Here is a 12,249-nt window from a genome sequence, read left to right as displayed (position 1 = left end):
TCGCAGCACGACAAACGTTTCAACCATCGATCGAAATGTCGCACACTTCGCCGGTGCATGAGTCCGAGAAACTCCCGCGCGAGACTGCGCACCTCGCCCACCACGGGTTCGATCTTGCACAGCGCCTTCACGAATCGCTCGTGATCCGCGCTCCTTGGCTCCTCGATGGCGAGGTTCCTCCATCCGACAAGCCATCCGAACACGCGCCGGGCCGACGGAATCGGCATCGTTCGCACGGGCTCCAGGACAAGCGGCGTCTTGCCCAGCGGAAAGAGGAGGCGGACCACGCAACTCTGCACGGAGCCGCGACTTCCCAAGTAACCTCGCTGCTTGAGTTCTTGCCAGATCAGTTCAGGAAAGCGACAGCCCTGGACGATTCGTTCCTCGATATAGTCGCGATAGGGATCCAAAGGCGTCGGACCCCGCGCCTTGGGTGCGCGCTCGGGGAATAATCCCCCCCCCAGTGACGAACCTGCGCACGGTTCGTTGGTCGATTGAAAGCTCGCGCGCGATTCCTTTCATCGAGCCGCCCTGGGCGCGTAGCGCCATCACCTGCTTGTACAACGCCAGCCGCGTGGCGCGTCGCTGATCGCTCAGACGCTCCCATGACCGTTGTGAGTTTCGGCTCAGAATCCCCTGCCGGCCAAGGGTCACCTTACTGACGTTTACTTGCTGGGCGGCTTGGCGCAGTTGTGGCCCGAGTCGGTATAGCAGCCTCTCGACGTTGTCGCGCAGGTTGCTCAGCAGATGCCAGCGATCCGAGACTTGCTTGGCTGCCGGCAGCGCAATGTCGACCGCTTCGGAATAGGCCCCGGCTCGGTCCCTGGCGACGATCTCGATCGATGGGTGCGCACGCATCCACGCAGCCACCGCAATGGCTTCCCTGCCGGCGAACACTTCGATCGGCTCACGTCGCTCCAGGTCGACGATGATTGTTCCGTACTGGTGACCGCGCGCGATCGCCCAGTCATCGATGCCGACGACCCGCGGTCGTGGTTTGCGCTTGCGCTCAGGTACTCTGCGCAATTCCCGCAGCACGGTGTCGGCACTGGTGCGCAATCCCAAGGCGTCGGCAAGCCGGGCTGCCGCCTCACCACCGAGGGCGTGGCCCAGCGCGTGCAACGCCCGAGCCTGCGATCGCGTACGACGTTGATACCGCCCGGCCAAGGCGTGGATGTTCTCGGCAAACGTACGACGGGGGCAGTTGGCGTTCATACACTTGAAGCGACGCACCTCAATAGCGAGAACGACCCGCTGCTCGAGCATTGGACGTTCTTCCAGCTTGCGCACATAGCGGCCGTGGAGTCGGTGACTCCAACTATGGCAGGCCGGGCACGGTGCCCTGCGAACTGTACTGCTGGCTTCGATAGTAATGGTCTCCCCTTGCACGTCGCTGGAGACGAAGCGCTTACCCACACGGGCGAGAATACGATCGATCCCACCGAGAACTTGCCTCATGGTAACGATAAACGTAGACCAAACCGGCCGGAAATCAAGGGCTTGACTCGGCCGTCACACAAAGTGCGGGAGACCCAACTTTACTTCGCAAGCGGAACATTGTTACTACACTTCACGCCTTGGCGGCAAACATCGCCTGGTCGGCGCACACCAGCAGGGCCTCGGCGTTGTTGGCGTCCTTGGGGTAGGTCGCCACGCCGATGCTGGCCGACACCACCACCAGCTCGCCGGCCAGGCGGTAAGGCGCGGCAATCCGCTCCAGGATCGCCTGGGCAATGCCCCCGGCAACGCCGGCATCGCCCACCGCGGGCAGGATCACGGTGAACTCGTCGCCGGCCAGCCGCGCCACGGTATCCGACGCGCGCACCGATGCCGCAATGCGCCGCGCCGCCTCCAGCAGCAACTGATCACCCTGATCGTGGCCGAGGGTATCGTTCACCTCCTTGAAGCGATCCAGGTCGATGAACAGCAGCGCCAGCGCATCCTGCATGCCGCGCGAGTGCTCGATCTCCAGCTCCAGCCGGTCGAAGAACAGGCGGCGGTTGGGCAGATCCGTCAGCGCATCGAAATTCGCCTGGTGCCGGATGACTTCCTCCGCCTGGCGCTTCTCGGTCATGTCATGGATCAGCGCAACGCGGCGGCGCTCGCCATACGCGTGGGCCAGGTAGGTATCCACGGTCAGGTAGGCGGGAAACTCGCTGCCGTCCTTGCGGCGGATCGAGAATTCGCCGCTCCATCTGCCCTTGGCTGCCACGGTGGCCCGCAGGCGTTCGACCAGCCCTGCCGCATTGCCTGCCCCGCTGACGCTATAGCCCGAGCGGCCCTTGATCTCCTCGACTGTATAGCCGGTGGCGGCGGCAAAGGCCGGATTCACGTCGATGATGGTGCCATCGAGCGACGTCACCACCATGGCCTCTCCTTCGAGCGCTCGAAGGGTTGGGGTTGACTATGCTAGTCGTTCCCAGGGATCACGTACCGTTACTTGAGCAGGCCGCTGCTCACGCGGTCCGCGAGGCACGGGCAGCTGCTATCATCAATCGCTTCCCAAACTCATATCTTCGGCGCGGGCAATCAGCTTGTCGATCAGCTTGCTGAACGTCGCCTGCTCCTGAGGTGTCAGCGCATCGAACAACATGCCGGCGTCCCGTTCGGCACGCGGGGAAATTTCGTCGAATTTCTTCTTTCCCGTCCTCGTCAGCCACAGCAGCACCCGGCGGTGATTGTCGGGATCGCGCGCCTCTTCCACTAGGCCAGACTTGCGCAGGCTGATCACGGCCCGGCTGACGTTCATCGGATGCAGGCCGGTCGCCGCGGCAATGTCCTGCGCGGCACTACCGGGCCGCTTCGCCAGCACAACGATGGCGCGCCACTCGTTGAGCGACAGCGCATGCTGCCGCGCAAATTCCGCGAAGAACGGGCGGCTGATCAGGTTCGAGAGCTTCAGCAAGCGAAAGCCCACCATCTCGGGCATTAGTGACGATTTGCCCATCGGTGCAGCTTCGCCCCCGGCAGGGTTTCGTGTCATAGAGTGTGACGTCTGGTTCATCGATGCAATACGCGCGGTAACTATATCAGGCCGATATTGTCCGCAACGCCTCATGGAAACGGCAGGGTAGGTGTAACCACCGATATCAATAACATTTGTTAAGTATAGCATTCGAGGAACGCGCAGCACATCCGGTCTGAGTTTTTCCGTTCTATGACTAACATTTGATATTGATAACAAATGAAAAATCGGAGCATCCATCCATGACACGCAGCATCCGCTACCTCTCGCCTACCGGCGTCCTGGGCGTAGGGTTCTCGGAACATCACTTCCGCGCCGCCCTCTCGCGCGACCTGGCCTTCATCGGTTGCGATGCAGGCTCGACAGACGGAGGGCCGGCCAATCTAGGTGGCAACAAGCCCTTCTTCTCACACGCCGCCGTGAAGCGCGACCTGCGCATACTGCTCACCGGCTCGCGCTCGATCGGTGTGCCGCTGCTGATCGGCTCTTGCGGCGGCAGCGGTGGCAACTGGAATCTCAACTGGGTGCGGGAGATCGTCCGCGAAATCGCCCAGGAAGAGAATCTGCACTTGCGCATCGCGGTCATCGAATCGGAGCCCTCGCGCGAGACCCTGCTGCGAAAGTACCGAGAAGGCAAGATCCGCCCGCTCGATCCGGCCCCGCCGTTGGATGAAAGCGTGCTCCGTGAGGCCGATCACATCGTGGCGATGATGGGCGCCGAGGCCTATGTCGCCGCGCTGGAAGCCGGCGCCGATGTGGTCCTGGCCGGCCGCTCAACCGACGCCGCCATCTTTGCCGCGATTCCGGTCGCGCGCGGCTTTCCGGCGGGCCTCTGCTGGCACGCCGCCAAGATCATGGAGTGCGGCGGCGCTTCGGTAGTCAAGATGGATAAGCCAGAAGGCATGATCTGCACGATCACCGACGACCATTTCACCCTCGAGCCGGTCAGTCCGACCCAGCAATGCTCACCGCTGAGCGTGGCCGCGCACGCGCTGTACGAGACGGCCGATCCCTACCGGATGCTCGAGCCCGGCGGCGAGATGGACCTGACCGAGGCGAAGTACGAAAGCGTCAGCGATCGCATGGTGCGCGTGACTGGCAGCAAATTTCACCCCAAGCCCTACACGGTCAAGCTCGAAGGCGCGAAAAAGATCGGCTACCGCGCCATGGTGCTCGGCGGCGTGCGCGATCCGGTGATCCTGGAGCAATTCGATGCCTGGTTCGACGGCCTCAAGGAGCACATAGCGGAGAACGTGGAGGGCATCTACGGTCCGTCGATCCGCGGGCAATACCGTATCGACTACAAGATCTATGGAAAGAACGGCGTGCTGGGCGAGCGCGAGACGCATCCGGAACGGGTCGGCAACGAGGTCGGTCTGCTGATGGTCACGCTGGCGCAAAGCCAGGAGGTGGCCTATGCCATCGCCGGTCAGGCCGCACACATGGTGTTGCACCACTCCGTACCGCAATGGGAGGGACTGTTGTCCAACCTGGCGTTCCCCATTGCCCCACATTTTTGGAGCCTGGGCGAAGCCTACCAGTTCGTCCTCAACCACGTGGTCGAACTGGACTGCCCGCTCGAACTCCACCCCATCCGCTATGAGGAGGTCTGACATGCCCCGCCTGCGAGACATCGCCAAGCTTATCCGTACCAAGAATGCCGGCCCGTTCCAGCTCACGCTGGACATCATGTTCCCCGACGCCCGCAGCTACGAACACGTGGTGGCCAGCGGCGTGATCAACAAGCCCGCGATGGCGCGCTTCTTCAAGGTCGACGAGTCGGCCGTAAAACTCTTCAACTACGCCCCGGGCAATGCCATCAAGGTCACGGTGCCGCGCCTAGTGCCCTCGGGCGATCCAGCCGACACCGACCTGTTCGGCGGCCAGCAGTTCGGCCCGCTGGTGGACATCGAAGTGCCACCGCTGGATGACTGATTCGCCTTCGCATACGTGAAACACCTGGATAAAGACATGAGCAAGCCTATTCTCCGTGACATTGTCACTGACACCGCTGCCTGGAAAGGCCCCGACCTGCAGGACGATACCTCCTGGATTTACCGGCTCACCGAGGTCGAAACCGACGAAATCGACCGCGCCCTACACGCCGTTCAGGCCAGCGGCCTGGCCTGGGGCGCCTTCGGCAAGGAGCGTTTTGCTCTGCCCACCTTTGCCCCCAAGCTCGCGGCTATCGATGAACAGATCCGCAACGGCCGCGGCTTTGTGCTGGTGAAGGGCTTTCCGGTTCAGCGCTATTCGCTCGACGAACTCAAGACGATCTACTGGGGCCTCGGCGTGCATATGGGCCAAGTGATCTCGCACAACGTCGCCGGCGACTTTGTGGCGCCGGTGACCGACCTCGGCCTGAAGTCGAGCGATCCGAACCGTCGCAACAACACAACCAACCACTTGCTGGACCCGCACACCGACCTCGCTGACGTGGTCGCGCTCCTCTGCGTAGAAAAAGCGAAGGAGGGCGGCATGAGCAGCCTGGTCAGCTCGGTGGCCATCCACAATGAAATCGTGAAGCACCATCCCGAGTACCTCGACGTGCTTTACGAGGGCTTCTATCACGACTATCGCGGCTACGGTCCCAACGCCGATCCCAACGAGGTTACCGCCACGCCCATTCCGGTTTTTGAATACAACAATGGGCGCGTGAATTGCGCCTTTGCCAAGAAGATCATCGAAACGGGTGCCCTCAAGCGCGGCGTGCCGCTGACGCCACTGCAACAGGCCGCGATCGACTACGTGCACGAGTTGGGCACTCGAGAAGACATGCGCATCGATATGATGTTGGAACCAGGAGACATCCAGATCATCAACAACTACATCACGCTGCATTCGCGTTCCAACTACATTGACCATGACGACGGCCCCAAGCGCTTCCTGTTGCGCATGTGGATCAACCTGCCAGACAGCGTCCAGTTGTCCGACGGTTTTGCCGAATTCGTGCGCCGGGGCATCCCCGCCATCAAACAGGCGGCCTGAGCACCGGCATGGATAGACACATGGAAAAATCAAAGACGCCCCCCGTCACCGCGCAACTCGCCCACTTCGCCGCCGGTCTGCGCTTCGAGGACCTTCCCGCCGAAGTCGTGGCGCGCGCCAGGCTGCTGTTCATGGACTTGGCGGGTATCATCGTGCGCGCTCAGACGCTCGACTCCACCCTCGTGCTCAAGGAGACCTTGCGCGACCTTGGCCAGCATTGCGGCCAGATCCGCGTGCTGGGCAGCAGTGAATCGTGGACACCCCAGGCCGCGGCGCTGCTGGCCGGCGCCGCGGCGCACAGTCTGGACTTCGACGACACCCACGCGCAGGCCCAGCTCCATCCCGGGGCGGCGGTGGTGCCCGCCGCGCTGGCGGCAGCGCAAATGACGGGCGCCGGCAGTCGGGAACTGCTTGCGGCCATCGTCGCGGGTTATGAAGTGATGATTCGCGTGGCCTTTGGCGTCAATGCACTCAGGCACGCCGAGCGCGGCTATCATCCCAGCGCTACCACCGGGGTCTTCGGCGCCACCGCGGCCGCTGGCAATCTGTTCCGCCTGAGCGCGCAGCAAATGGAGCACGCCTTCGGCACCGCGCTGAGCGAGTCCGCCGGCACCGGCCAGTTTGCCGTGAACGGCGCCTGGACCAAGCGCTTTCACGTTGGCAACGCCGCCGCCGGCGGCGTGTTGGCGGCCAGCCTCGCGCGCCGCGGTTATACCGGCGCCACGCAGGCATTGGAAGGTGGTGAAGGCTTCTTCAACGCCTATTCGCCTGATCCGAAGCCAGAAGAGGCGCTGCGCGGTCTGGGTACCGTCTGGGAAATCCTGCAATCCGGGGTCAAGCCCTACCCTTGCTGCCGCGGCATCCATGCGCCGCTGGACGCTGTGATGGCGCTGCACGCGCGGCACCATATCGACATCGCCCGCATCGAATCAGTACGCGTGGGCATGGCCCGGCGCAGCCTGCATGTGGTGGGCGAACCGCAGGCGCGCCGCCGCAACCCGAGCAATGTGGTCGACTGCCAGTTTTCGACCCATCTTTGCATCGCCGTCGCGCTCAAGCATGCGCACATGGGCTGGGACGACTACGAGCCGGCGCTGGCCGATCAGGAGATCCGCGCTCTCATGCAGCGCATCGACGTGTACGAGGATGCACGCTGCGAAGCGGCGTTTCCGCGCGCCTTCTCGGGCGTGGTCGAAATCCGCACCAAGGACGGCGAGCAATGGCGCGAGTTTGTCGAGGTGCCGCGCGGCGAACCCGCCACCATGCTCACGCCCCGGCAGCTTCGGGAAAAATTCTCCTTGCTCGTGACCGGCGTGATCGGCCCCCAGAATGCCGGCGCGCTGTCAGAAACCATCGGCATGATGGAGTGTGGCATCCCGCTTGCCGAGCTTCATCGGCACGCGCAACCGCTGCAAGGCTAGGGGGGACATATGCTTGTCGCCGACGAACAGACCCTGCGCCAGCAGCTTGCCGCCTGCTACCGCATCTTCGCCATGCTCGGCTGGACCGAGCTGATCTACAACCACATCACCATGCGCGTGCCTGGGCCAGCGCTGCACTTCCTGATCAATCCCTTCGGCCTGCACTACAGCGAAGTCACCGCCGCCAGCCTGGTAAAGGTCGACCTGTCCGGAGCGGTCGTCGGCGAATCGCCGTGGCCGGTGAACCCAGCCGGCTTTACCCTGCACTCGGCGATCCACAGCGGCATTGCCGACGCGCATTGCGTCATGCATATGCATACGACCGCGGGCTGTGCGGTGGCGTGCAGCCAGGCCGGCCTTTCCATGGACAACTTCTATGCCGCACAGCTCCATGGCCGCCTCGCCTACCATGACTTCGAAGGCGTCACGGTGCATGCCGACGAGGGCCCCCGGGTGGTGAAGTCGATCGGATCGGCGCAGGCGGTCATCCTGCGCAATCACGGGCTGCTTTCCCTGGGGACCTCCATCCCGCAGGCGTTCAGCTACCTGTGGACGCTCCAGCGCGCCTGCGAGATTCAGGTGGCGGGCGCGGGCCTCGGCGCCACGCTGGCCATACCCGAGTCGATCCAGCGCAAGGCCAGCGCCGACGCCCTGCAGTTCGACGAGCGCTATGGCGCGGGCGCCGACGTATTTTCCGCGCTGGTCCGCATGGTCGACCGCGTCGACCCAACTTACCGCCAATGAGGCCATCGACATGAACATCTGCATCTACGGCCTCGGAGCCGTGGGCGGCCTGATGGCCGCGAAGCTGGCACTGGCGAAGATTCCGAACGCGAAGGTCAACGCCGTCGTGCGTGGCGATACGCTGGAGGCGGTACGGCAGCACGGCCTGACCCTGATCGACACGTATGAAGGCGGCGAGCGAAGCCGCCGCGCATCCCTGGACGCGCTCGGGCGCCCGGAGCAGCTTGGCCCCCAGGATGTCGTGATTCTCGCCGTCAAGGCCACGGCCATGCCCGCCGTGGCACGCGACATCGCTCCGCTGCTCGGCCCGGACACCGCCGTGGTCTCGGCGATGAACGGCATTTCCTGGTGGTTCTTCCATGGCCTCGCGCCTGAACTTGCCTTGCAGCATATCCGGGCGGCAGACCCCGACGGCGCGACCGCCGCGGCCATCCCCGCCGAACGGGTGGTCGGTTGCGTCACGCATCTGTCCGCCACGTCGCCCGCGCCCGGCACGGTCAGGCACATCGCCGGCAATCGGCTGATCCTCGGCGAACCGGATCCGCACCGGCAAGGCAGCAGGGCGGGGCGCATTGCCGGCCTGTTGCGCGAGGCCGGCTTCGAAGTTGAGGAAAGCGAGCGCATCCAGCAGGAAATCTGGTTCAAGCTGTGGGGCAACATGACGGTCAACCCGATCTCCGCCATCACCGGCGCCACGGGCGACCGCATCCTCGACGACGAGCTGGTGCGCCAGTTCATGTCGCGCTGCATGCTCGAAGCCGCCGCCGTAGGCGAGAGCATAGGCCTGCAGGTCGGCGCTGATCCGGAATCCCGCCACGCCGTCACGCGCCGCCTCGGCGCCTTTCGGACGTCGATGCTGCAAGACGTCGAGGCGTGCAAGCCTGTGGAGCTCGATGCGCTGGTCGGCACGGTGCTGGAGATAGCTACCCACGCAGGCGCGCCTGCCCCGAATCTTGAGGCACTCTACGGCCTGGCACGGTTGCATGCTCGGGTACGTGGACTGTACTGATCGCAGCATCCCACCTCGGACCGTCGTGGCGCGCCCCCTTGACGCCATGAGCCACATGCGCCGAGACCATTACAAAGAAGCGGAGACAAATCAATGTCAGCATATCTTGCGGATGCAAAGAGAACCGTACACAGCGGTGCGCGGCTTGACCGCCTGCCGATCGGCAAATTCCACTATCGCCTGCTGTGGCTAATCGGCGGCGGCCTGTTTTTTGACGCCTTCGACGTCTATCTGCTCGCGGGCGTCACCGGCGCGCTGGTTAAGGAAGGGTTTTCCGACTTGCATCAGTCAGCCCACATCGTCTCGGCGACATACGCCGGCCTGGTGGCCGGTGCTTTGCTGGCGGGCTACGTTGGCGACCGCTTCGGACGCAGGGTCTGCTATCAGGTCAACCTGGCCATCGTGGCGATTGCCACCTTCGCCTCCGCGTTCGTGCCCAATGCCGAGTGGCTGATCGCGCTGCGCTTCATCACGGCCGTGGGTCTCGGCGCAGAGGCAGTCATCAGCTACGCGACGCTCAGCGAGTTCATTCCGCCCAGCCGGCGCGGACGGTGGCTCGGCCTGCTCGCCTTCATCGCCAATCTTGCGGTGTTCGCTTCCGCCCTCTGCGGCTATCTGCTACTGCCGCTCTCAGGCGGCTGGCGCTGGATGTTCGGGATTGCGGCAGTGGGTGCGTTGGTCATGTGGATCCTGCGCTGGCGGCTGGTGGAATCGCCGCGTTGGCTGGAATCGAAGGGCAGGCTCGATGAGGCCGAGGCCGTGCTCGGCAGAATCGAGGGCTCGTGCCTCGGAAAGCTGGCTGAGGTCGCCGACGCTCCCCCGCCGCCGCCCGTGGCGCGCGCTTCGGTTTCGACGCTGTTTCGCGGCCTGATCCTGCGCCGCACGTTGCTCGGCATGTTTCTCAATTCGGTGCAATACGTGGCCATCTACGGCCTGCTGGTCTGGCTGCCGGGGCTGTACGTCAAGCAAGGCCTGGCTCTGAGCACATCGCTGGAGTATTCGCTGTTCATGTCGGCAGGTGGGCCGGTGGGTGCCTTGCTTGCAGCCTTGCTCGCCGATCGCATCGGACGGCGGCGCGGCATCGTAGCTTTCTCGCTGCTGGCGTCCCTGCTCGGCATGGTGTATGCGATACAGACCTCGCCGCGCGCGGTGATCGTGGTCGGCTTCCTGCTGTTCACCGTGATCTACGTGCTGGCCACCTATGTATTTGCCGGCTACCTTGCTGAGCTTTTCCCCACCGCGGTACGTTCGCGCGGCGCTGGCCTGTGCAGCGGCGTGGGCCGAGCCGTCTCCATCGGCCTTCCCTATGCCGTCATTCAGCTTTTCGCGCTCGGCGGCATCACCGCCGTTGCGCTCGCGGTAGCGCTGCTTTTGCTGCTGCAGGCCGCCATTGTCTGGCTGTGGGGGCCGGAAACCAACAAGATGGCACTGGAGGCGCTGGAGTCCCAATACGACCGCGAACAGGTGTCTGGCGGGACATCGATGGACTACGCCAAGCCTTGAGCCAAAGGCTCTCCTTTCCGATCGCTGCGCTACCACCCCGTCTGGCAAGTCTTTCCCGCCAAGACGGCAATCCAGCATCCTGAAAGCCGCCAGTCTCCGCCTGCGGGCCTCGCATGGGGTACCCGCGGGGAAGACTGGCAACCAGCCGGCGCTCCGCCAGCTCGCTGAACCTTTGCCGTCTCAATACCGTTAGATACCAATAACATATGTTTTATAAGGAGGAGTGCATTTCCATGAAGAAGACCATCACGGGCCTTGCCCTGCTTGCCGCCACAGTGACGGCGTCGGCCGCCAACTCGGTCACAGTCTACGGCGTGGCCGACGCCAACGTCGAATACAGCAATCACAACTTCTCCGCCGGGCGCGACGGCGGCTCAAAGTTCGCCTTAAGTTCCGGAGGTCTGTCTTCCAGCCGCTGGGGCTTGCGAGGCGTGGAGGATCTGGGCGGGGGCCAGCGCGCTATCTTCGCGCTGGAAAGCGGCTTTAGCCTCGATAACGGCGTGGCCACGCAGGGCGGCCGGCTGTTCGGGCGCCAGGCCTGGGTCGGCATCGGCTCGGGCCAGCATCAGCTGACGTTCGGCCGGCAATACACCTCGCTCTTCCTGACCATGGCAAATTATTCGCCGACGGCCTATGCCACTTCCTACGAGCCGGTACCGACCATCGCCGGCCTGTTCCTGCGCGAGGACAATGTCATCAAGTACCACGGCGACTTCGGGCCACTGAGCGCGGAGATGCACTGGAGTTTTGGCGAGCAGCCCGGCACCTTCCAGGGCGCGGCGGGATTCGGCGGCGGCTTGGACTACCGGGCCGGGCCGTTCGGCGTGGCGGTGGCCTACGATGACGTCAATAGCGCCAAGACCGCCGGTGAATACAGCCGCGCCCAAAAAGCTGCGGTCGGGCTGCGATATCAGATAGGCAAGAACTGGCTTGCGCAAGCGGCATATCGCTATGGCAAGAACGACGCACCCCTTGCCGGTACGGTCGGGCGCGACGACCTGTGGTGGCTCGGCATCCACTATCAAGCCACTTCCGCCCTGGATATTATTACTGCCGTCTACTACGACAATATTAGGGTGTTGCGCACCGGCGGCGGAACAACGAATCCCAGCAATCCGTGGCAGGTTTCGCTCATAGCCGATTACGCGCTTTCCAAGAGGACCGACCTTTACCTGACTGCGGCATATACCAAGAATTCGGCGCTGAACTTTGACAGCTACAACGGCGTGGCCGCGGTCTACCAGCTCGCCCCCAATGCCTCAAGCCAGCTCGGTGGCGCAGTCGGCATGCGGCATCGATTTTAGGCGACACGCTGGCAAGTCGTTTCCTTGCTGACCGGCACCAATAAAAAAGAGTCAACGGATACGGCGTCTCACGAGGGAGGCGCCGTTGTTCAGAGAGAAGAGGCCGGGGTCGGTTCGGCGTGGCACACCCGACGCACACACCAAACGGCGTTTGACGTGCGGCGTCAGTACCTGCCGGTACAGCGATAGATTGCCGATTTCGGGATCTCCAGTCTTGCGCTGTCCTGCAGGCTCTCCGCAAACTGCCAGGTCCGACAAAGTCATCTCGGAAGCGGTCGGTATCCATCCCTAGACCCTGGATTTTGGGGGGCACCG

10 protein-coding genes and 1 pseudogene are annotated in these 12,249 nt (G+C 63.6%); 8 read left to right on the top strand and 3 right to left on the bottom strand.

From position 1 onward, the window contains the following. Positions 1-351: 351 nt before the first annotated feature. The 3 genes and pseudogenes from ACGLHR_RS22215 to ACGLHR_RS22205 form a co-directional block, all read right to left on the bottom strand. Positions 352-1,458, bottom strand: coding sequence for an ISL3 family transposase (locus tag ACGLHR_RS22215; RefSeq protein ID WP_400096391.1), 1,107 nt, complete (start codon positions 1,456-1,458; stop codon positions 352-354). A 118-nt stretch (positions 1,459-1,576) separates the two neighbouring features. Beyond that, positions 1,577-2,374 (bottom strand): annotated as a pseudogene (locus tag ACGLHR_RS22210) (diguanylate cyclase domain-containing protein); the annotation flags it as partial. A gap of 117 nt (positions 2,375-2,491) precedes the next feature. After that, positions 2,492-2,947 (bottom strand): MarR family winged helix-turn-helix transcriptional regulator, encoded by a 456-nt coding sequence (locus ACGLHR_RS22205; RefSeq protein ID WP_400096390.1) that lies wholly within the window; start codon positions 2,945-2,947, stop codon positions 2,492-2,494. Between the two features lie 260 nt (positions 2,948-3,207). Here ACGLHR_RS22205 and ACGLHR_RS22200 point away from each other — a divergent pair, with 260 nt between their 5' ends. The 8 genes from ACGLHR_RS22200 (at position 3,208) to ACGLHR_RS22165 (ending at position 11,934) form a co-directional block, all read left to right on the top strand. After that, entirely contained in the window at positions 3,208-4,578 is a 1,371-nt protein-coding gene (locus ACGLHR_RS22200; protein ID WP_400096389.1) for an acyclic terpene utilization AtuA family protein, read from the top strand. Between the two features lies 1 nt (position 4,579). Beyond that, positions 4,580-4,900, top strand: a complete 321-nt coding sequence (locus ACGLHR_RS22195) for a DUF4387 domain-containing protein (protein WP_400096388.1) — start codon at positions 4,580-4,582, stop codon at positions 4,898-4,900. Between the two features lie 36 nt (positions 4,901-4,936). Next, on the top strand, positions 4,937-5,953 hold the full coding sequence (locus ACGLHR_RS22190; RefSeq protein WP_400096387.1) for a TauD/TfdA family dioxygenase: 1,017 nt from the start codon (positions 4,937-4,939) through the stop codon (positions 5,951-5,953). 20 nt (positions 5,954-5,973) lie between these two features. Beyond that, positions 5,974-7,374 carry an MmgE/PrpD family protein gene (locus ACGLHR_RS22185; protein WP_400096386.1) on the top strand — a complete coding sequence of 467 codons (1,401 nt, stop codon included), beginning with the start codon at positions 5,974-5,976 and terminating at the stop codon, positions 7,372-7,374. Between the two features lie 9 nt (positions 7,375-7,383). Further along, positions 7,384-8,118 (top strand): class II aldolase/adducin family protein, encoded by a 735-nt coding sequence (locus ACGLHR_RS22180; RefSeq protein ID WP_400096385.1) that lies wholly within the window; start codon positions 7,384-7,386, stop codon positions 8,116-8,118. A 10-nt stretch (positions 8,119-8,128) separates the two neighbouring features. Then, entirely contained in the window at positions 8,129-9,127 is a 999-nt protein-coding gene (locus ACGLHR_RS22175) for a 2-dehydropantoate 2-reductase (protein ID WP_400096384.1), read from the top strand. A 93-nt stretch (positions 9,128-9,220) separates the two neighbouring features. Continuing rightward, positions 9,221-10,630, top strand: coding sequence for an MFS transporter (locus ACGLHR_RS22170; RefSeq protein WP_400096383.1), 1,410 nt, complete (start codon positions 9,221-9,223; stop codon positions 10,628-10,630). A gap of 233 nt (positions 10,631-10,863) precedes the next feature. Continuing rightward, positions 10,864-11,934 (top strand): porin, encoded by a 1,071-nt coding sequence (locus ACGLHR_RS22165; RefSeq protein WP_400096382.1) that lies wholly within the window; start codon positions 10,864-10,866, stop codon positions 11,932-11,934. The last annotated feature ends 315 nt before the right edge of the window (positions 11,935-12,249 follow it).

The organism is Cupriavidus sp. CuC1 (assembly GCF_044627735.1).
Classification (GTDB): domain Bacteria; phylum Pseudomonadota; class Gammaproteobacteria; order Burkholderiales; family Burkholderiaceae; genus Cupriavidus; species Cupriavidus ulmosensis.
This window is presented reverse-complemented; position numbering and strand designations above follow the sequence as displayed.